The sequence below is a fragment of the Luteimonas abyssi genome (assembly GCF_001482195.1).
In the GTDB taxonomy this organism is placed as follows: domain Bacteria; phylum Pseudomonadota; class Gammaproteobacteria; order Xanthomonadales; family Xanthomonadaceae; genus Luteimonas; species Luteimonas abyssi.
In genome coordinates, this window is the sequence record NZ_KQ759763.1 from 1203570 (window position 1) to 1223402 (window position 19833).

Consider the following 19833-nt stretch of genomic DNA (forward strand, 5'->3'; position numbering starts at 1 on the left):
GGAGGAAACGGGCGCAGCGGCCGTTCCTGGCGGGTGTTCCCCAGCATCCCTTTTCGGGTTCCGGGTGCTGACGCCGGCATCGTTCCGCGGGCGGTCAGCGGTCGCGTTCGATCGCCAGCCGTCCCAGCGCGGCGAGTGTCCGCGCGCGCGGACCGAACGATGCCAGGGCGGCATCCATCGTGTCGCCCAGGCCCTGCAGGCGCGCACGGGAGGCGTCCAGGCCCAGCAGCGCGGGAAACGTCGTCTTGGCCTGGGCGATGTCCTTGCCGGCGGTCTTGCCCAGGGTGGCGGTGTCCCCCTCCACGTCGAGCAGGTCGTCGCGGATCTGGAACGCGAGCCCGAGCGCATCGGCGAAACGATCGAGGTGGGCGACATCCTCCGCGTCGGCATCTGCGGCGAGGGCCCCCAGCCTCACTGCCGCACGCAGCAGTGCGCCGGTCTTGAGCGCATGCAGACGTTCGAGAGCGGATACCCGCTCGGAAGCGGGCTGATCGTCATCAGGGTGCCCGGATGCGGGCTGATCGGATGCGTGATCGGCGCCGCTGTTCGGAGGCTGCGCCCGGAGCGGCGTCTCCTCGTGACCGGAAGCCCGACCCGCACCGGGTGTTCCTGGCGCCCCGCCCCCGGTCGCGGCCAGGTCGAGGGCCTGACCGCCGCACATGCCCGCCGCACCCGCGGCGATCGCGAGTTCGCCGAGCATCGCCACGCGCCGTTCCGCCGGCAGCGCCGCGCCGGCGAGTCGTTCGAAGGCCAGCGCCTGCAGGGCGTCGCCGCACAGGATCGCCGTGGCCTCGCCGAACGCGACGTGGACGGTGGGTTGGCCTCGGCGCAGGGCGTCGTCGTCCATCGAAGGCAGGTCGTCGTGGACCAGCGAGTAGGCATGGATCAATTCGATCGCCGCGGCCGCGTCGTCGAGCGCATCGGCCGGCAGCCCGAAGAGGTCGCCGGTGGCGTAGACCAGCAGCGGACGCATGCGTTTGCCGCCGAGCAGCGCCGCGTGGCGCATGGCGGCATGCAGATGGGGCTCGGCCGCCGGGCGGGCGTCGAGCGCGGTCGCGAGCGCGGCATCCGCGCGTAGGCGCCAGTGCGCGATGCGGTCGAGCGGCACGGCCGTGGCGTCAGGCATCGTCGCCGGCGGGCGGAAACGGCTCCGATACCTCCGGTCGGGCCGGATCGGCGAGCAGACGTACCCGGAGCTCGGCCTGTTCCAGCGCCTGCTGGCAGCGACGGTACAGACCGACGCCGCGCTCGTAAGCGGCCAGCGAGTCCTCCAGGCTGAGTTCGCCGCCTTCCATGCGTTCGACCAGCGTCTCGAGCTGGTCGAGCGACGATTCGAAATCGGCGACCGGCGATGCGGGGGTGTCGTCTTCGGACACCTGTGGGGTCTGCTTGCGTGCCATGGACGGATTCTACCGTGCCGGCGTGCGCCTGCCGTGGAGATCGTGCCCCGGCGACGTCCAGCGCAGGCGGGCCTCGCGGCTGCGCAGCCAGGCGTCGAGGGACGCTGAGATCGCCAGGTCGCCGGCAGCCAGCAGCGTTGCGTCCGGTGTCGAGAGCAGCGGCAGGTGGGCTCGCTCCCAGGGCGGGACATCGAGCGTCTGCAGCACGTGCTTGAGCGCATGTGCGTGCGTGCGACCGGGGAGGCGGATGCGCTCGCCGCCGCGGCGTGCGTGGACACGGACCGGTGCCTCGAAGCGCACCCCGCGAGGGCCTTCCAGAACGAGGCATCCACCATCGGGCAGGTGGAGCGCCGTGTCGCCCCACCATGGCAGATCCAGGTCCGGCGCGAGCGGTGGCTGCGTCCGCGCGGCGTGGAGCAGGCCGCGCCAGGACAGCACCCGTGCATCGGCCCAGGCGAAGGCTGCATCCGCATCGGGGCGCGCGGTCAGCAGGTCGCGCTCGATCCGCGCGACGCCCTGCGCCGGCAGGGACGGCAGGCCAAGCGTGTCGATCCAGCGCCGCAGCACCCGTGCCCGGCGCGCGGCGGGCAGCGCGAGCACGATCTCGGCCCGCAACACCGCGGGATCCAGCGTCGCGGCGCTCGCCAGTGCGCCTGCGTCCTCGTCGGCGAGCAGGTCGACGGCCTGTGCGGACAGCCGCGCGCTACGCGCCAAGGCGGCACCCGCGTGCGGCCAGCGGTTACGCAGCACGGGGAGGACGGCATTGCGGAGGAAGTTGCGATCGGCGTCGACGGCCGCATTGCTGGGATCTTCGACCCAGCGCATGTGCCGCGCATGTGCCCAGGTGGCCAGGTCCGTGCGCGGCGTGTCGAGCAGCGGCCGCCACAGCCAGCCGCGGTCGTGGCGGCGCCAGGAGCGCATCGCGCCCAGGCCGTCCGGGCCTGCGCTGCGCAGGGCACGCAGCAGGAAGGTTTCGGCCTGGTCGTCGAGATGATGCGCGAGCGCGAGGATCTCGCCATCGGCGAGCAGCCCGGAAAACGCCGCGTGGCGTGCCAGGCGTGCCGCGCCCTCCGGCCCATGGCCACCGCTGCCGTCCACCCGCACATGCACGATCTGCAGCGGTACGCCGACATCGGCGCAGACCGCGGCGCAGTGCGCGGCCCAGCCGTCCGCGGCCGCATGCAGGCCATGATGCACGTGGACCGCGCGCAACCCTCGCGCGCGCTGGTCGGGACGATCCGCCAGGGTGTGCAGCAACACGGTGGAGTCGAGGCCGCCGCTGTATCCGACCAGCACGGGTCCGTCGCGCTCGGCGTCGATCCACGGCGCGGGGGTGGGGGCGGACGTCATGCGTGCATGGTGCCATGGTGCGCAATGCTGCGATTCGCCTGTCGCATCGAGCCGGTCGCGACGATGCCCTAGAGTGGGGCTTCTGGAATGTCCCGGTGCTTCGGAGTCCGCGATGAGTGTGTTGTTCGAACCCCTGCCGCAGCGTGCGCTCACGTTCCGCAACCGGATCGTGGTCTCGCCGATGTGCCAGTACAGCGCACGCGACGGCCTGCCGGATGCCTGGCATCTGGTGCACCTGGGCAGCCGCGCGGCGGGCGGCGCCGGCGTGGTGATGGCCGAAGCCACGGCGGTCTCGCCGGAAGGGCGCATCTCGCCCGAGGACACGGGGCTGTGGAACGAAGCCCAGGTGGCGGCATGGCGACCGGTGACCGATTTCATCGCTGCCCAGGGTGCGGTGCCTGCGATCCAGCTCGCGCATGCAGGCCGCAAGGCCAGCACCTGGGCCCCGCGGCGCGGCCGGGGTGCCGTGCCGGTCGTCGAGGGCGGCTGGGAGGTGGTGGGTGCGACCGACGCCGCCTACGATTCGGCCTATCCGGTTCCGCGCGCGCTCGACGAGGCGGGCCTGGAGCAGGTCGTGGACGACTTCCGCGCCGCGGCGCTGCGCGCGCTGGAGGCGGGTTTCACCCTGATCGAGCTGCATGCTGCGCACGGCTACCTGCTGCATCAGTTCCTGTCGCCGCTGACCAATACCCGGACCGACGGCTGGGGCGGCGCGTTCGAGAACCGGGCACGGTTGGTGCTGGAGGTGACGGCGGCGGTGCGCGCGGTGTGGCCGGACGAGTTGCCGTTGTGGGTGCGCCTGTCGGCCACCGACTGGGCGCCGGGCGGCTGGGATCTCGCGCAGAGCATCCGATTGAGCGAGCGCCTCCAAGCGCTCGGCGTCGATCTGATCGACGTGTCCAGTGGCGGTCTCGTGCCGTGGCAGGAGATCGAGGTCGCGCCGGGCTACCAGGTGCCGTTCGCGGCGGGCATCCGTCGCGAGGCGGGGATCGCGACCGGTGCGGTGGGGCTGATCACCACGCCACGGCAAGCCGAGGCGATCCTGGCTGCCGGCGATGCTGACGTGGTGCTGCTGGCGCGCGAACTGCTGCGTGACCCGTACTTCCCGCAACGGGCCGCGCATGCGCTGGGCGCGGAGGTCCCGGCGCCGGTGCAGTATCTGCGCGCGTGGTGACCGTCGGTCGGGGATCCGCGCGCTGCGGCGCGTGACGGGCGGGAATGGGGTGATCCCGCAGGTCGCGGGAGCATCCCCCCGATGATGCGAGTGCGAGTGCGAGTGCGAGTGCGGCGGCTCAAGCCGCCTCGTAAGCACCGTAGCCGCGCAGGCGGCGGTAGCGGCGGTCGAGCAACTCGGTCGTCGGCAAGGCGTCGAGCGATTCGAGTTCGTTGAGCAGGACCGACTTCAGCCGGATCGCGGTCTGGCGCGGATTGCGATGCGCGCCGCCGATCGGTTCGCGGATGACCTTGTCGACCAGGCCCAGCCCGTGCAACCGCCGTGCGGTGAGTCCGAGCTGTTCCGCGGCATCCTTGGCCTTGGCCGCATCCTTCCACAGGATCGAGGCGCAACCTTCAGGCGAGATCACCGAATAGGTGCTGTACTCGAGCATCAGCGTGCGGTCGCCGACGCCGATCGCGAGTGCGCCGCCGGAGCCGCCTTCGCCGATGACGGTGCAGACGATGGGAATCTTCAGCTCCGCCATTTCCATCAGGTTGCGCGCGATCGCTTCGGACTGGCCGCGCTCCTCGGCACCGATGCCGGGGTAGGCGCCGGGCGTGTCGATGAACGTGAGCAGCGGCAGGCCGAAACGTTCCGCCATCTTCATCAGGCGCAGCGCCTTGCGATAGCCCTCGGGCCGCGGCATGCCGAAGTTGCGGCGCACCTTGGTCTTGGTGTCGCGGCCCTTCTGGTGACCGATGATCATCACGCTGCGCCCGTTGATGCGGCCCAGACCGCCGACGATGGCGGGATCGTCGGCGTAGGCGCGGTCGCCGGCGAGCTCCTGGAACTCGTCGCAGACGAAGCGGATGTAATCGCTGGTGTAGGGGCGAGCCGGATGGCGGGCGAGCTGCGAGACCTGCCAGGGGCTGAGGTCGCGGAAGATCTGCGCGGTACGACGGCGCAGCTTCTCCTGCAGGGCAAGCACTTCGCTCTCGACATTGACGGCGGGACCGGTGCTGGCCTGGCGCAGTTCCTGGATCTTCGCCTCCAGATCGGCGATGGGCTGCTCGAAATCGAGGTAGTTCGGATTCATCGGCGGACTCGGCCGGAAAAGTGCGACAGTCTACCGCGAAGGGCGCGGTCCCCCCGTACGACCGGGTAGGGATGGCCGGACCCGGTCGTACCTGAATCGCGATGGCGCAATGCGGGTGGCACGGGCGGCCGCAAGCGCGGTCAACCGTTTGCCCAGGGCCGCGACATCGCCACGCGCACGTCCACGCCGTCGCGCGCGCGCAGCGCGCCGATCAGCTCGGCGTCCACCCGCACCGACCGCGTGCCGTTGAGATCGAGCAGGCCGGCGGCACCGGCCGGGACGGTCAGGTCGTAACGCAGTGGCGTCTGCCCGGGGCGGTGGGCGTCGAGCAGGGCCTCGACATCACGCAGCAGTCCGGGGACGCGCAGATCGAGGCGCAGCGCGAGGCGCTTGGCGATCTGCGGGCACAGTTGCTGGTAATCCCAGGCCCGCCGTGCGCGCAGCGCGAAGCCGCCGCTGAATTCGTCCTCGCGCAAGCCGCCCTCGACGATCAGGATGCGGTCGCGGGTCAGCAGCGATGCGTATTCCTGGCCGGCCTCGGCGAAGAATGCACATTCGAGCCGACCGCGGCCGTCTTCCAACTGCACGAACGCCTGCGAGTCGCCGCGCTTGCGCATGCCGACGACGAGCCCCGCGACGATCGTCGGCACTTCCGGGCGCCAGCCGCCGCGCCCGGAATCCGGGCGGCCGGCCCAGACCGCATCGAGTTCGCCGAGGTGATGCCCCAGCAGGTCCTTGAGTTCGGCACGATAGGGGTCGAGCGGATGGCCACTGAGGAAGTGCCCGAGCGTTTCGCGTTCGCCGGCCAGCAACTGGGCCAGCGGCCACTCGGTGCTCTCGGCGAGTTCGATGTGGATCGGGGCGGATTCGGACGGTCCGCCGAACAGCGACACCTGACCGGCATCGCGCTCGCGCGCGAGCTGCTCGCAGGCTTTGAGCACCTCCGGCAATTGCAGCATCAGCGAGGCGCGGTTCTTGCCGAGTGCATCGAGCGCACCCGCCTGGATCAGCGCCTCCAGCGTGCGCCGGTTGAGGCGCGCGGTCTCGCAGCGGCGGCAGAAGTCGAGCAGATCGACGAACGGACCGCCCTGCGCACGCTCGGCAGCGATCGCCTCGCAGGCACCGCGGCCCACGCCTTTCACCGCACCCAGGCCGTAACGGATCGTCGTCGCCTTGCCGACGTCCGCGTGCGCGGCGGGGTCCGCCTCCGGCGTATCGATCGCCTCGAACATGTACACCGACGCGTTGACGTCGGGCGGCAACACGTCGAGCCCGATGGCACGGGTCTCCTCGAGGAAGCCGACGACCTTGTCGGTGTTGTCCATGTCCGACGACAGCACCGCGGCCATGAACTCGGCCGGGTAGTGCACCTTCAGCCACGCGGTCTGGTAGGCGACCAGCGCGTAGGCGGCGGAGTGCGACTTGTTGAAGCCGTACTCGGCGAACTTCTCCATCAGGTCGAAGATCGACGTCGCGACCTTGGGGTCGATGCCGTTCGCGGCCGAGCCGGCCTCGAACTTGGCGCGCTCCTTGGCCATCTCCTCGGGCTTCTTCTTGCCCATCGCACGGCGCAGCATGTCGGCGCCGCCGAGCGTGTAGCCGGCCAGGACCTGGGCGATCTGCATCACCTGTTCTTGGTAGACGATGACGCCGTAGGTCGGCGACAGCACCGGCTCCAGCGACGGATGCGGGTAGGTGACCTCGGCGTTGCCGTGCTTGCGGTCCACCCAGTCCTTGTCCATCCCCGAACCCAGTGGGCCGGGACGGAACAGCGCGGCCAGCGCGATGATGTCCTCGAAGGTGTCGGGCTTCGCGCGCTTGAGCAGCTCGCGCATGCCGCGCGACTCGAACTGGAACACCGCGACGGTGTCGCCACGCGCGAACAGTTCGTACGATGGCCTGTCGTCGAGCGGCAGCGCGGCGATGTCCAGCGCATCTTCGCCGGCGGCCGCGCGGCGGGCGTTGATGGCCTTCACCGCCCAGTCGATGATGGTCAGCGTACGCAGGCCCAGGAAGTCGAACTTCACCAGACCGACGGCTTCCACGTCGTCCTTGTCGAACTGGGTGACCGGGTTGCGGCCGCGACCGTCGGCGTCGTGTTCGGCGAACAGCGGGCAGAAATCGGACAGCGGACTGGGCGCGATCACCACGCCGCCGGCGTGCTTGCCGGCGTTGCGGGTGAGGTCTTCGAGCTGCAGGGCCAGGTCGATGAGATCGCGGACGTCGTCCTCGTCCTGGTAGCGCTGGATCAGGTCGCTGGAACGCCAGTTCTCGTCCTTCTTCGACTTCTCCGTACGGCCCAGCGCGTCGGGCAGGGAGATGCCCAGCACATTGGGCACCAGCTTGGCGATGCCGTCGACCATGCCGTAGGGATGGCCGAGCACGCGGCCGACGTCGCGCACCACCGCCTTCGCGGCCATGGTGCCGTAGGTGATGATCTGGCTGACCCGGTCGCGACCGTACTTCGCGGCGACGTAGTCGATGACCTCGTCGCGGCGGTCCATGCAGAAGTCGATGTCGAAGTCCGGCATCGACACGCGTTCGGGGTTGAGGAATCGCTCGAACAGCAGGTCGTAGGGCAGCGGATCGAGATCGGTGATCTTCAGCGCCCAGGCCACCAGCGAGCCGGCGCCGGAACCGCGGCCGGGACCGACCGGGATGTCGTGTTCCTTGCCCCACTTGATGAAGTCGGACACGATCAGGAAGTAGCCGGGGAAGCCCATCTTGATGATCACGCCGAGCTCGATGTCCAGGCGCTCGATGTAGCTTTCGCGGGTGTGGCCCGGTGCGAGCGGATACTTCGCCAGGCGCTCTTCGAGGCCGTCGTGGGCCTCCTTGCGGATCCAGGTGTCGAGCGTGTGGTCGTCGGGCACCGGGAACTGCGGCAGGTGGTACGTCCCCAGGCTGAGTTCGACGTTGCAGCGCTGTGCCAGCGCCAGCGTGTTGTCGATGGCGTCGGGCAGGTCGGCGAAGAGTTCCGTCATCTCCTCGCTGGACTTCAGCGACTGCTCGCGGCTGTAGTCGCGCGGTCGCTTGGGGTCGTCGAGCACCCGGCCCGAGGCGATGCATACGCGTGCTTCGTGCGCTTCGAAACCCTCGGCGTCGAGGAAGCGCGCATCGTTGCTGGCGATCAGCGGGATGCCGCGCAGGGAAGCCGCATGGACCGCGAAGTCGTTGAAATGCGCCTCGCCGTCGCGGCCGGTACGGGTGACTTCCAGATGCAGGCGGTCGTCGAACGCGGCCTGCAGATCGGCCAGCCAGCCGAGCGCGAGTTCGTGCTTGCCGGCAGCGGCGAGACGTCCGGCCTCGGTGTGACGGCCGACCAGGGCGAACAGGTCGCCGGCGCCCGCCTTCAGCCACTCCGGACGTACCACCACGCCATCGTTGCGATGACCCTCCATCCACGCGCGGGTGAGCAGGCGCGACAGATTCAGGTAGCCGTTGCGGTTCCGGCACAGCAGGGTCACCGGGTAGGCCGGCTCGTTGTCGACGGCGACCATCACGTCGGCGCCGGCGATCGGCTTGATGCCGGCGGCTTCGCACTTGCGATAGAAGCCCACCAGTCCGAACAGGTTGTTGCGGTCGGTGACCGCGAGCGCCGGCTGGTTCAGCGCAGCGCAACGCGCGACCAGCTGCGGAATGCGGATCGTCGAGTCGACCAGCGAAAATTCGCTGTGGAGATGGAGATGGACGAATCGGCTGGACATCGGACGGGCATCGCGTCAGCCCGCAGGTTAGGCCCAGCGGGTAGGGCGAACAAGACTTGACAGGGCAGGGATCGCGCCGCGGCGCGAGACGGCGTTCAGGCGGGCTGCAGGAGACCGGGCGCGACGTCGAACAGATCGGCCGGTGCGGGCTCCGGCGGCGCCAGTGCCTCCCGGACCGGCGCGAAGCTGCGGCGGTGTGCCGGACAAGGGCCGTGCGTGCGCAGCGCGGCCAGATGTGCGGGGGTGGAGTATCCCTTGTGGCCGTCGAAGCCATACTCCGGATGGAGGGCATGCAGCGCCACCATCGCACGGTCGCGTGCGACCTTGGCGAGGATGGACGCGGCCATGATCGTGCGGTCTCGGGCATCGCCGCCGATCCAGGCTTCGCCACGGCAGGGCAGCGGCTTCGGCAGATGGTTGCCGTCGATGCGGGCGACGCACCGCTCCGGATCGAGGCCGGCGGTCACCGCGGCCACGGCCTGGCGCATGCCGTGCATGGTGGCCTGGAAGATGTTCATGCGGTCGATGTCGTCGACCTCGACGAACACGATGCTGTAGGCGAGCGCGCGCTCGACGATGCGCGGGTACAACGTCTCGCGCCGCGCGGCTTTGAGTTGCTTGGAATCGTTGAGACCGTTGATGCGCGGCCGTGTCGGATCGAACACGACCGCGGCGACCACGACGGGACCGGCCAGAGGTCCGCGGCCGGCTTCGTCGACGCCGGCGATCCAGCCGAGCGAGGGCGACGCGACGGCGGCGTTGGCGGGTTCTGGCGGAGACATCGGCACGCGGGAAGGGTATCGAGGGGCGGATGGAGGGGCAAGACGTGAACGCGCGTCAGCGGCGTGCGATCAGGGTCTCGATCACGTCCGCGGCGCGCGTCGACGCATCGCAGCGCAGGCTGCGGTGGATCTCGGTGAAGCGCGGTTCGAGCCGGGCCGCCAGCGCGGGATCGCGCAGGTAGTCGAGAACTGCCGCCGACAACCGCTCCGGCGTGCAGGCCTCCTGCACGAGCTCCGGCACCAGGCGCTCGCCGGCGAGCACGTTGGGCAGCGAATACAGATCGACCTTCAGCAAGCCCAGTGCGCGCACGATCGCCGCGGTCGTACGCGACACCCGATAACCGACCACCATGGGACGTTTCGCGAGCAGGCCTTCGAGCGTGGCCGTCCCCGAGGCGATCAGCACGACGTCGGCGGCCACCATCGCGTCGCGCGCCTGCCCGTCGAGGATCCGGAGCGCATCGCCGCGCAACGGCGATGCCGCGGCGAGGGCCTCGAGCATCTCGCGGCAGCCTGGATTCGCCGCGGGCACGACCACCTGCAGGCCCGGCACCTCCGCGGCCACACGTGCAGCCGCCTCCAGGAACACCGCGCCCAGGCGGCCGATCTCGCCGCGTCGCGAGCCGGGGAGCACCGCCAGTACGGGGCCCTGACGGGACAGGCCGAGACGTCGCCGCGCTGCCTGGCGGTCGGGCTGCAACGGCATCTCGTCGGCCATCGGGTGGCCGACGAAGCGGGCGTCCACGCCGTATGCAGCGTAGATCGGGGGTTCCATCGGAAACAGGCACAGCACACGGTCGGCGCTGTGTCCGATCTTGGCCGCGCGTCCGCGCCGCCAGGCCCAGATCGAGGGACTCACGTAGTGCACCGTGCGCAGGCCGTGCCGGCGCAGGCGTCGTTCCAGGCCGAGATTGAAATCCGGTGCGTCGATGCCGATGAAAACGTCCGGCTGCCAAGCCAGCACGCGCCGTTGCAGCCGGGCTCGCAGCTTCAGCAGGCGCGGCAGGTGCGCCAGCACTTCGGTCAGGCCCATCACCGCGAGCTCGGAGGCATCGTGCCACGCATCCAGGCCGGCGCGTCGCATCGCATCGCCGCCGACACCGGCGAAGGTCGCTCCCGGAAAGCGGGCGCGCAGGGCCTGGATGAGAGCGGCGCCGAGTTGGTCGCCGGAGGCTTCGCCCGCGACCAGCGCGAACCGCGGTGCAGCGATCACCGTCGGTGGCGACGACTCACGGAAGGCGGGAGAGGCCAGGTCGACTGCCGGTGCGGTCTGCGTGTCGCGATTCACGGTCGGGCGTCGCCTGGGCCGGGGCGGTCATCTTAGCAAGGGGCGTTGCCCGGACTCGACGAACTCCAGCAGGTGGCGCACGTCCTCGCTGTCGGCCGCGAGTGCACGCAGCTTTTCCCGGGCGTCTTCGCTGGAACCACCGGACATGTACAGGGCACGGTAGGCACGTTTGATCGCGGCGGTGCGGGTGGCGTCGAAGCCGCGGCGTTTGAGGCCTTCGCTGTTGATGCCACGCGGGCGACCGTAGCCGTCCTGGGCCACCATCACGAACGGGGGCACGTCGCCGTTGACGAACGCGCCCATGCCGATGAACGCGTGCATGCCGATCCGGCAGAACTGGTGGATGCCGACGAAGCCGCTGAGGATCACGTGGTCGCCGACCTCGACGTGGCCGGCCAGCGTGGCGTTGTTGGAGAACACGCAGTGGTTGCCGACGACGCAATCGTGGGCGACGTGGGTGTAGGCGAGGAACCAGTTGTCGTCGCCGATGCGGGTGACGCCGCCGCCGTCGCCGGTGCCGCGGTTGACGGTGACGAACTCGCGGATCGTGTTGCGGTCGCCGATCACCAGTTCCACCCGCTCGCCCGCGAACTTCTTGTCCTGCGGCTCGCCGCCGATGGCGGCGTGACCGTGGATATGGTTTTCGCGCCCGATCCGGGTCGGGCCGTGAATACTGCAGTGCGCGCCGATCCGGGTGCGGTCGCCGATTTCGACGTCGGCGCCGATGTAGGTGAAAGCGCCGACCTCGACGTCGACACCGAGTCGTGCAGCCGGATCGACGGCCGCAGTGGGGTGGATGCCTGCGCCGCCTGCGCTCATCTCAGCTGGCCGCCCGGGCGCAGACGATATCCGCGCAGGCGACATCCTGGCCATCCACGCGGGCGACGCCGCCGTACATGGTCATGTTGCGGATCTCGCGGTTGATGCGGACTTCCAGTTCCAGGCGATCGCCGGGCAGGACCATGCGCGAGAACTTGGCCTTGTCCACCTTGACCAGATAGGAGAGGTCGCCGCCGTGGGCCCCGCCGAGATCGAGATGACTGAGGATGCCGCCGGCCTGGGCCAGCGCCTCGATCACCAGCACGCCCGGCATGACCGGCTTGCCGGGGAAGTGGCCCTGGAAGAAGGGCTCGTTGCCGCTCACGCTCTTGTGGCAGACCACGCGCGTCTTCGCCTCGTAGGCGACGACGCGGTCGATCAGCAGGAACGGGTAGCGGTGCGGCAGCAGCTTGAGGACGCCGTCGTGTTCGATCGGCAGCGTGAAACCTTCGGTCATTCTCTTCCCTTCTCCAGCGCGCCGACACGGCGCGCGAGCGTATCCAACTGGCGGATGCGCGCCGCGTTGCGGCGCCATTCGCGGGTGGCCATGGCCGGCATGCCGGACGAGTACTCGCCCGGCTCGGTGATCGAGGCGGCCACCATCGACATCGCATGCACGAGGACGTTGTCGCAGATCTCCAGGTGACCGGAGATGCCGACCTTGCCCGCGATCAGGCAGCGGCTGCCGATGCGGGTGCTGCCGGCGATGCCGACGCACCCGGCCATCGCGGTGTGGGCCCCGATGTGGACGTTGTGTGCGATCTGGATCAGGTTGTCCAGGCGCACGCCGTGTTCGAGCACGGTATCGTCCAGCGTGCCGCGGTCGATGGTGGTGTTGGCGCCGATCTCGACGTCGTCGCCACAGACGACCCCACCGAGCTGGGGCACCTTGATCCAGCGACCGCCCTCGTTGGCCATGCCGAAGCCTTCGGCGCCTAGGACGGCACCCGGCTGGATCTGTACGCGCGCACCCAGGCGTACGCGGCGATCCAGCGTGACCCGGGCGACCAGCACGCAATCGCGATCGAGCACGCAATCCTCGCCGATCACGCAGCCGGGGCCGATCACGCAGCCGGCGGCAATGCGGGTGCGCGGGCCGATATAGCACTGGGGGCCGATCTCGGCCTCGGGATCGACCTGCGCGGTCGCGTCCACCACCGCGCTGGGGTGAATGCCGGCCACGAGCGGTCGCCGCGGTTCGAACAGCGCGGCGACCTTGGCATAGGCGACATACGGATCGTCGGCCAGCAGCAGGGTCCTCGCGCCGAGGCCCTCGGCATCGGCCGGACGCACGATCGCCACGCCAGCGCCGCTGTCGAGCAACTGGGCGCGCAGGCGCGGATTGGACAGGAAGGCGAGCTCCTGCGCCCCCGCGCGGGCGAGCGGCGCCACGCCTTCCACCCGGATCGCACCGTCGCCCTGCAGGCGCAGGCCGAAGCGCTCGGCGAGATCGGCGGCGGTGAACGCCGTCGCGGACTGGTCCGGATTCGTCATGCGCGCTGGATCAGAACGCGCCGCCGAAGGTGAACTGCAGGCGTTCGGTCTCGTCGCCACGGCGGATCAGGTCGCCGGCGCCGCCGTGCACGTCGCGCTGGTAGTCCAGCGGGAACGCGTAGCTGATCGAGATCGGGCCGACCGGCGCGCGCCACATCAGGGCCACACCCGCCGAGATGCGCAGGTCCTTCGCCTCGAACGCGTCGAAGTCGCGATAGACGTTGCCGAAGTCGACGAAGGCCGAGATGCGCGCGGCCGGCGAATCGAGCAAGGTCGGGAAATACATCTCCAGCGAGCCCACCGTCTTCAGCGCGCCGCCCAGCGGCTGGTCGAAGGACGACAGCGGCGGCCGTTCGCGCGGACCCAGCGTGTTGTCGCGGAAACCGCGCACCGAGCGGGTGCCGCCGGCGTAGAAGTTCTCGAAGAACGGCAGGCCGCTGGCGGTGATGGTGCGCTGGTAGTCCGGCGAGCTGGGATCGCAGGGATCGCTGGCCGGCGGGTTCGGGTTGGCTTCGGTCGGCTGGGTCCAGCAGATGTTGCGGACCACGTCGTCGCCGTAGCTGTCGCCGTAGCCCACTTCGGCGCGGGTGTTGAGCACCAGCGCACGGCTGATCGGCCAGTAGCGCGAGAACTCGTAGTTGATCTTGTAGAACTCCGCGGTCGACCCGGGCAGCGTGGTCTCCAGCGCGATGCGCTGGTACGTGCCGCGGGTCGGCTGCAGGAAGTCGTTGCGGCTGTCGCGCGCCCAGCCGATCTCGGCGCGCCAGGCATGGAACGTGCGGCTGCCGAAGGCGTCGATGTAGTCGACGATCGAGTCCGGGGTGAAGCCGCGGAACGTGTTGATCTCGTTGCGATCGATGCCGAACATCACCGAAATGCTGTCGTTCTCGGTGATCGGCACGCCGAAGAACGCCTGGCCGGCGGCGCTGGTCGACGAATACTGCGCGGTGTTGAACTCGGAGTTGTCGAACTCGCGCCACCACAGGTTGTAGCCCAGCGACACGCCGTCGTCGGTGAAGTACGGATTCACGTACGAGAACGAGTAGCGCTGCATGTAGGTGTTGCGGCTGGCCTCGATGGACATGCGGTTGCCGCTGCCCAGGAAGTTGTTCTGCGACAGCTGCACCGAGGTGGTGATGCCGGCCAGCTGCGAGTAACCCAGGCCGAACACGAAGCTGCCCGAGGTGGTCTCGGTGACGTTGAAGACCACATCGACCTCGTCGTCGCTGCCCGGCACCGGCTGGGTCTCCACGTTGACGCTGCCGGACTCGAAGAAGCCCAGACGCTGCAGACGCACGCGCGAGCGGTCGATGGCCGCCTGGGAGAACCAGCTGCCCTCGAACTGGCGCATTTCGCGGCGCAGCACCTCGTCGGCGGTTCGGGTGTTGCCGCGGAACAGGATGCGGCGCACGTTCACGCGCGGACCGGGCACGACCTGCATGTTGATCGACACGGTGCGGTCTTCGCGGTTGACCTCGGGGATCGGGTTCACCTGCGCGAACGCGTAACCGATGTTGCTCAGCGTGGCGATGATGGCGTCGGAACTCAGCTCCAGCAGCGCGCGCGAGAACGTCATGCCTTCGCGGATGAACACGCGCTCCTCGATCTGCTCCTTCGGCAGGATCGTGTCGCCGGTGACCTCCACGTCGGACACCGTGTAGACCTCGCCCTCGGTCACGCCGGCGGTGATGTACATGTCGCTGCGGTTGGGACTGATCGAGACCTCGGTGCTGTCGACGGAGAAGTCGACGTGGCCGCGGTCGAGATAGAAGTTGTTGAGCTTCTCCAGATCGCCCGACAGGCGCTCGCGCGAGTACTGGTCGTCGCGGCGATACCAGCTCAGCCAGTTGCTCTCGCCGGACTCCCAGTTGTCGGTGATCGTGTCCTGGTCGTAGATCTCGTTGCCGATCAGATTGATGTGGCGGATCTTCGCGGCCTTGCCTTCGTCGATGGCGATGGTGACGTCGACGCGGTTGCGGTCGAGCTGCGAGACCGTGGGCACGATCGAGACGTTGTACTTGCCGCGGTTGTTGTACTGGCGGGTCAGTTCCTGGGTCACGCGGTCGAGCGCGAGCCGGTCGAAGGTGTCGCCTTCGGACAGGCCGATGTCCTGCAGGCCGCGCTGCAGGTCCTCGGTGCGGATGTCGCGATTGCCGGTCAGGGTGAGCCGGTTGATCGCGGGGCGCTCGGTGACCGTGATCACCAGGATGTCGCCCTGGCGGCCGACCTGGACGTCCTCGAAGAAGCCGGTGCGGTACAGCGCCCGGATCGCCTCGCCCACGCGGGCCTGGTCGACGGTGTCGCCGCGCTCGACCGGGAGATAGGTGAACACGGTGCCCGCGCCGATGCGCTGCAGGCCGTCGACGCGGATGTCGGACACGGTGAACGCGCCCGGTGCGGCCTGGGCGACCGGTGGCATGCCGGGCAGCGTCTGCGCCCAGGCGGGTGACGAAATGGCCGCGGTCAGGGCAAGGGCGAGCAAGCGGCGGCTGGGAATTCGCGTCATCTAATACGTCCGGTTGGGAAAACGCCGTCGCGTGCGTTCGCGAGGCAGGGGTCGGCGGTCAGCGTTGTACCAGTTGCAGGATGTCGTTGTAGAACGCCAGGCCCATCAGGCTGGCCAGCAACGCGAGGCCTACGTACTGGCCGGCGATCATGACCTTTTCGCTCACTGGGCTGCCTTTGACCAACTCGATAAGGTAATACAAGAGGTGGCCCCCATCCAGCATGGGGATCGGCAGCAGGTTAAGAATCGCCAGGCTCAGCGACAGCAGGGCGAGAATGGTGAGGTACCAGGCCGCCCCTTGCTGGGCATAGGCATTGGTCGCCCGGGCGATGGTGATCGGGCCGGCCACGGTGTTCTCGACCGCGATGCGGCCGGTGAATGCGCGGCCGATCATGCCGAACAGCTGCCCGGTGAGGTGGCCGGTCTCGCGCACCGCGGCGGGGAACGCCGCCAGCGGCCCGTAGCGCTGCAGCGCGTCGCGCTCCGGGGCGGTGCCGCGCGCGGCCTCGATGCCCAATGCCCAGAATTCGCCACGGTGGTCGTCGTGCATGCGCTGCGGCGTGATTTCCAAGGCCAGGCGGTCGCCGTTGCGCTCCACCTCGATCATGCCGGCGCCGCCCTGTTCGCCCAGCGCCTGCACCAGGGCGGCGATCTGGTCGAACGATTCGATCCGTACGCCATCGATGGCGGTGATCCGGTCGTCCTCGGCGAGCACGCCCCAGGCGGCCGAGTCCGGGTGCACGCGACCGACCACCGGTGCGGCCAGCAAGTGGCGCGGCAACAGACCGATCGAGGGCAGCAGGGCGCGGTCGTTCAGGTCGGCGCCCAGCCGGGACAGCGGCAGCGTGCGTTCCTGCGTCGCGCCGCGCTCGTCGACGATCGAAACGCGTACGTCGGCGCGGTCCAGCGCCGCCGGCAACAGGGCCAGCTGAACCTCGTTCCAGGTCGGGGTGGCGCGGCCACCGACGGCCTCGATGCGATCGCCGCGGTTCAGTCCGGCCTCGGCCGCGATGCTCTGGACGTGGCCCACCACCGGCGCGTAATCCGGCCGGCCGATCACGAACATCGCCCACAACAGGGCCACGCACAGGATCAGGTTGGCGGCCGGTCCCGCCGCCACGATGGCCATGCGCTGCCAGACCGTCTTGCGGTTGAATGCCTGCGAGGCTTCCTCCGGGGCGATCGGCGCCTCGCGTTCATCGAGCATCCGCACGTAGCCGCCGAGCGGGATCGCCGCGATCGCGTACTCGGTGCCGTCGCGGCCGCGCCGCATCCACAGCGGCCGGCCGAAGCCCACGGAAAACCGCAGCACCTTGACTCCGTTGCGACGGGCGACCCAGTAATGGCCGAACTCGTGGAAGGTGACCAGAAGGCCGAGACTCACGATCAGCCACCACACCGAACCGAGAAAAGTGCTCATCGTGGCGTTCTCATGCGGCGGCGTAACGGTTCAGGAAGCGGGTGGCGAGCTGCCGCGCCTGCGCGTCCGCCTCGCGGGCGGCCAGCAGGGATGACGCCTCGACCGGCGGGAGGGCCGCGAGGACGGATTCCACGATGGCGGGAATGCTCAGGAAACCGACCTGGCCCTGAAGAAAGGCTGAAACCGCGACCTCGTTGGCGGCATTGAGCACCGCGGGAGCGGTACCACCGGCCTCCAGCGCGTCGCGCGCCAGGCGCAGGCAGGGGAAACTGTCCAGGTCGGGTGCCTCGAACTCTAGGCGACCGTGCTCGAGAAGATCCAGAGGCGACACGCCCGAGGCGATCCGTTCGGGCCAGCCGAAACCCACCGCCAGCGCGGTGCGCATGTCCGGCAGCCCGAGCTGGGCGAGGGTGGAGCCATCGACGTACTCCACCAGCGCGTGGACCAGGCTCTGCGGGTGCACGAGCACGCCCAGTTGCGCACTGCCCAGGCCGAACAGGTGGTGCGCCTCGATGACTTCCAGGCCCTTGTTCATGAGGGTGGCCGAGTCGACCGAGATCTTCGCGCCCATCGACCACTTCGGATGCGCCACCGCCTGCGCCGGCGTCACGCCGGACAGGCTCGCACGCGAGCGTCCGCGAAACGGACCGCCGGACGCGGTCAACACCAACCGGCGCACGCCGTCGTCCACGCGCCCGCCCGGCAGACACTGGAACAACGCATTGTGCTCGCTGTCGATCGGCAGCACCCAGGCGCCGCCGTGCGCGGCCTCGGCCATGACCAACGCCCCGGCCATGACCAGCGATTCCTTGTTGGCGAGCAGGAGGCGCTTGCCCGCGCGTGCGGCCGCGAGGGTCGAATCGAGCCCCGCCGCGCCGACGATCGCCGCCACGACGGTGTCGCAGACTTCGCCAGCGACCAGTTCGCACAAGGCGGCATCGCCCGCGTGGGCCTGTGTCGACAGGCCTGCCGCGGCGAGCCCGTCGCGCAGGGCCGGATACAGCGCCGGGTCGGCGATGACGGCGTGCTCGGGACGGTGCGTGCGGCACAGGGCGACGAGCGCGTCCACCTGGCGCCCGGCGGCCAGGATGCTGGCATGCAGGCGCTCCGGGTGGCGGGCGATCAGATCCAGCGCGGAGCTGCCGATCGAGCCCGTCGCACCGAGCACCGCCACGCGGTGCGGCGGCGCTGCGGTCTCCATGGCGGGCAAGGCCGCGGACATGCTCAGAAGCCGAGCCAGATCTGGCCGATCGCGAAGATCGGCAAGGCCGCCAGCACGCCGTCCACGCGGTCGAGCAGGCCGCCGTGGCCGGGAATCACCTGACCGGAGTCCTTCACGCCTGCCTGGCGCTTGAGCAGGCTCTCGAACAGGTCGCCGACCACGGATGCCAGCACGGTCAGCGTGGCGATCGCGGCGACCTCCAGCAGCGACGGCCCCGACACGCCGAGCAGCGCCGCGCCCACGAGCGCGACGGTCAGGCCGGAGGCCAGTCCGCCGAGCAATCCCTCGACGGTCTTGTTGGGGCTGATCGTCGGGGCGAGCTTGCGGCGTCCGAACCGGCGCCCGGCGAAGTACGCGCCCGAATCGGCGGCCCAGACGATCATCAGTGCCACCAGCAGCCAGCCATGGCCATTGGGTTCGCCCGCATGGATCAGGGCCAGCGCGGCCCAGGCGGGAATGACCGCGGCGGTGCCGGCGGCGAGTTTGAGACTGCGGGCGAGCCCCGACGGGGAGGCGCCGAAGCGGGCCCAACGCAACCATGCCAGCGCCAGGCACCACCAGACCAGGCCGACGATGCACAGGAGTTTGAGCAGCACCAGCGAACCGCCGGGGTCGCCGGCCGAGGCCCAGATGACCGCCACCATGAGCAGGAGGTTGGCCAGCAGCAGGACACCGCGCGCCAGCGAGTCGTCGACTTCGGCCAGTCGGTACCACTCCCACAGCGCACCCAGGAACAGGATCGCCGCGAGCGCCGCGATCCAGGGCGTGGGCAGCAACAGGACGGCGGCGATCGCCAGCGGTGCCATCACGAGCGCTGCGAGGACGCGGGTACGGGTCATGCGATGTGGGTATCCGTGTCTGCCTGGGCCGGGTCTGGGGTGACCTGGGCGCCGGTGAGGCCGAACCGGCGCTCACGCGCTGCGAATGCGTCCAGGGCCTGATCCAGGATCGAGGCGTCGAGGTCGGGCCACAGGGTATCGGTGAACCACAGCTCGGTATAGGCCAGCTGCCAGAGCAGGAAGTTGCTGATGCGCAGATCGCCGCCGGTGCGGATGAACAGATCGGGGGGCGGCTGGTCGGCGAGCGCGATCCGGCTGCCGAGCAGGGTTTCGTCGATCTGTTCCGGCTGCAGCCGGCCCGCGGCGACGTCCTCGGCGAGCGAGCGAGCGGCGGCGGCGATGTCCTGACGCCCGCCGTAGCTGACCGCGATGTTGAGGCTCAGCCGTCGATGCTGGGCGGTGCGCGCCTCGGTGGACGCCATGCGTGCCTGCAGGGCGGGCGAGAAGCGGCTCCGGTCGCCGATGAAGCGCACGCGCACGCCGCGGCGATCGAGCTCTTCGACCTCGCGTTCCATCGCGCCCATGAACAGTTTCATCAGGGCGCCGACTTCGTCTTCCGGTCGGCCCCAGTTCTCGCTCGAGAATGCGAACAGGGTCAGCGCGCCGATCCCGCGCTCCAGGCAATGGTCGATGCACAGGTTGACCGCGCGCGCGCCGGCGCGATGGCCGATCATGCGCGGCCGGCGCCGGCGCGACGCCCAGCGCCCGTTGCCGTCCATGATGACGGCGAGGTGGCGGGGCAGGGTCATGCGAG

At 69.8% G+C, this 19833-nt stretch carries 16 protein-coding genes; 1 reads left to right on the top strand and 15 read right to left on the bottom strand.

Features of this window, described 5'->3' with window-relative positions; genetic code table 11:
- Nucleotides 1-94: 94 nt before the first annotated feature.
- Genes RG19_RS04950 through tilS form a run of 3 tightly spaced genes read right to left on the bottom strand, consistent with a single transcriptional unit; the run spans nt 95 to nt 2750 of the window.
- The gene (locus RG19_RS04950; RefSeq protein ID WP_058834303.1) at nt 95-1126 is read right to left on the bottom strand and encodes a polyprenyl synthetase family protein; all 1032 of its coding nucleotides are present in this window, start codon (nt 1124-1126) and stop codon (nt 95-97) included.
- Nucleotides 1119-1400 carry an exodeoxyribonuclease VII small subunit gene (locus RG19_RS04955; RefSeq protein ID WP_058834304.1) on the bottom strand — a complete coding sequence of 94 codons (282 nt, stop codon included), beginning with the start codon at nt 1398-1400 and terminating at the stop codon, nt 1119-1121. Before RG19_RS04955 ends, RG19_RS04950 begins: the two co-directional genes overlap by 8 nt.
- A gap of 9 nt (nt 1401-1409) precedes the next feature.
- Nucleotides 1410-2750 (bottom strand): tRNA lysidine(34) synthetase TilS, encoded by a 1341-nt coding sequence (gene tilS, locus RG19_RS04960; protein ID WP_058834305.1) that lies wholly within the window; start codon nt 2748-2750, stop codon nt 1410-1412.
- A gap of 112 nt (nt 2751-2862) precedes the next feature.
- Between tilS and RG19_RS04965 the strand changes: the two genes are divergently transcribed.
- Nucleotides 2863-3924 (top strand): NADH:flavin oxidoreductase/NADH oxidase, encoded by a 1062-nt coding sequence (locus RG19_RS04965; RefSeq protein WP_058834306.1) that lies wholly within the window; start codon nt 2863-2865, stop codon nt 3922-3924.
- A 118-nt stretch (nt 3925-4042) separates the two neighbouring features.
- Here RG19_RS04965 and RG19_RS04970 read toward each other — a convergent pair whose 3' ends face one another.
- The 12 genes from RG19_RS04970 to uppS all read right to left on the bottom strand — a co-directional run bounded on the left by RG19_RS04970 (nt 4043) and on the right by uppS (nt 19828).
- Nucleotides 4043-5002, bottom strand: a complete 960-nt coding sequence (locus RG19_RS04970; protein ID WP_058834307.1) for an acetyl-CoA carboxylase carboxyltransferase subunit alpha — start codon at nt 5000-5002, stop codon at nt 4043-4045.
- 140 nt (nt 5003-5142) lie between these two features.
- Nucleotides 5143-8709 (bottom strand): DNA polymerase III subunit alpha, encoded by a 3567-nt coding sequence (gene dnaE, locus RG19_RS04975; RefSeq protein ID WP_058834308.1) that lies wholly within the window; start codon nt 8707-8709, stop codon nt 5143-5145.
- Between the two features lie 95 nt (nt 8710-8804).
- Complete coding sequence (locus tag RG19_RS04980; protein ID WP_058834309.1) at nt 8805-9491, bottom strand: ribonuclease HII; 687 nt, start codon at nt 9489-9491, stop codon at nt 8805-8807.
- A 55-nt stretch (nt 9492-9546) separates the two neighbouring features.
- Entirely contained in the window at nt 9547-10779 is a 1233-nt protein-coding gene (gene lpxB, locus RG19_RS04985; protein ID WP_082672480.1) for a lipid-A-disaccharide synthase, read from the bottom strand.
- Between the two features lie 27 nt (nt 10780-10806).
- The gene (gene lpxA / locus RG19_RS04990; RefSeq protein WP_058834310.1) at nt 10807-11598 is read right to left on the bottom strand and encodes an acyl-ACP--UDP-N-acetylglucosamine O-acyltransferase; all 792 of its coding nucleotides are present in this window, start codon (nt 11596-11598) and stop codon (nt 10807-10809) included.
- A gap of 1 nt (nt 11599) precedes the next feature.
- Nucleotides 11600-12055: a 3-hydroxyacyl-ACP dehydratase FabZ gene (gene fabZ / locus RG19_RS04995; protein WP_058834311.1), complete on the bottom strand. Its 456-nt coding sequence runs from the start codon at nt 12053-12055 to the stop codon at nt 11600-11602.
- Complete coding sequence (gene lpxD / locus RG19_RS05000) at nt 12052-13092, bottom strand: UDP-3-O-(3-hydroxymyristoyl)glucosamine N-acyltransferase (RefSeq protein WP_058834312.1); 1041 nt, start codon at nt 13090-13092, stop codon at nt 12052-12054. The genes fabZ and lpxD overlap by 4 nt, the downstream gene beginning before the upstream one ends.
- 10 nt (nt 13093-13102) lie before the next feature.
- Nucleotides 13103-15598: an outer membrane protein assembly factor BamA gene (gene bamA, locus RG19_RS05005; protein WP_058834313.1), complete on the bottom strand. Its 2496-nt coding sequence runs from the start codon at nt 15596-15598 to the stop codon at nt 13103-13105.
- Nucleotides 15599-15656: 58 nt separating this feature from the next.
- Nucleotides 15657-17018 (bottom strand): RIP metalloprotease RseP, encoded by a 1362-nt coding sequence (rseP, locus tag RG19_RS05010; protein ID WP_058834314.1) that lies wholly within the window; start codon nt 17016-17018, stop codon nt 15657-15659.
- A 10-nt stretch (nt 17019-17028) separates the two neighbouring features.
- Nucleotides 17029-18219 carry a 1-deoxy-D-xylulose-5-phosphate reductoisomerase gene (dxr, locus tag RG19_RS05015; protein WP_058836417.1) on the bottom strand — a complete coding sequence of 397 codons (1191 nt, stop codon included), beginning with the start codon at nt 18217-18219 and terminating at the stop codon, nt 17029-17031.
- A 23-nt stretch (nt 18220-18242) separates the two neighbouring features.
- Nucleotides 18243-19079, bottom strand: a complete 837-nt coding sequence (locus RG19_RS05020) for a phosphatidate cytidylyltransferase (RefSeq protein ID WP_058834315.1) — start codon at nt 19077-19079, stop codon at nt 18243-18245.
- A complete protein-coding gene (gene uppS, locus RG19_RS05025; protein ID WP_058834316.1) occupies nt 19076-19828 on the bottom strand; it encodes a polyprenyl diphosphate synthase in 753 nt (250 codons plus the stop codon). The genes RG19_RS05020 and uppS overlap by 4 nt, the downstream gene beginning before the upstream one ends.
- Nucleotides 19829-19833 lie beyond the last annotated feature (5 nt).

Bases quoted from the DNA above. Each gene is read 5' to 3' on its own strand.
- lpxA (WP_058834310.1), bottom strand. From the start codon at position 11,598: ATGAGCGCAGGCGGCGCAGGCATCCACCCCACTGCGGCCGTCGATCCG.
- bamA (WP_058834313.1), bottom strand. From the start codon at position 15,598: ATGACGCGAATTCCCAGCCGCCGCTTGCTCGCCCTTGCCCTGACCGCG.
- RG19_RS04970 (WP_058834307.1), bottom strand. From the start codon at position 5,002: ATGAATCCGAACTACCTCGATTTCGAGCAGCCCATCGCCGATCTGGAG.
- rseP (WP_058834314.1), bottom strand. From the start codon at position 17,018: ATGAGCACTTTTCTCGGTTCGGTGTGGTGGCTGATCGTGAGTCTCGGC.
- RG19_RS04955 (WP_058834304.1), bottom strand. From the start codon at position 1,400: ATGGCACGCAAGCAGACCCCACAGGTGTCCGAAGACGACACCCCCGCA.
- RG19_RS04965 (WP_058834306.1), top strand. From the start codon at position 2,863: ATGAGTGTGTTGTTCGAACCCCTGCCGCAGCGTGCGCTCACGTTCCGC.
- RG19_RS04950 (WP_058834303.1), bottom strand. From the start codon at position 1,126: ATGCCTGACGCCACGGCCGTGCCGCTCGACCGCATCGCGCACTGGCGC.
- lpxD (WP_058834312.1), bottom strand. From the start codon at position 13,092: ATGACGAATCCGGACCAGTCCGCGACGGCGTTCACCGCCGCCGATCTC.
- uppS (WP_058834316.1), bottom strand. From the start codon at position 19,828: ATGACCCTGCCCCGCCACCTCGCCGTCATCATGGACGGCAACGGGCGC.
- RG19_RS04980 (WP_058834309.1), bottom strand. From the start codon at position 9,491: ATGTCTCCGCCAGAACCCGCCAACGCCGCCGTCGCGTCGCCCTCGCTC.
- dxr (WP_058836417.1), bottom strand. From the start codon at position 18,219: ATGGAGACCGCAGCGCCGCCGCACCGCGTGGCGGTGCTCGGTGCGACG.
- dnaE (WP_058834308.1), bottom strand. From the start codon at position 8,709: ATGTCCAGCCGATTCGTCCATCTCCATCTCCACAGCGAATTTTCGCTG.
- RG19_RS05020 (WP_058834315.1), bottom strand. From the start codon at position 19,079: ATGACCCGTACCCGCGTCCTCGCAGCGCTCGTGATGGCACCGCTGGCG.
- tilS (WP_058834305.1), bottom strand. From the start codon at position 2,750: ATGACGTCCGCCCCCACCCCCGCGCCGTGGATCGACGCCGAGCGCGAC.
- fabZ (WP_058834311.1), bottom strand. From the start codon at position 12,055: ATGACCGAAGGTTTCACGCTGCCGATCGAACACGACGGCGTCCTCAAG.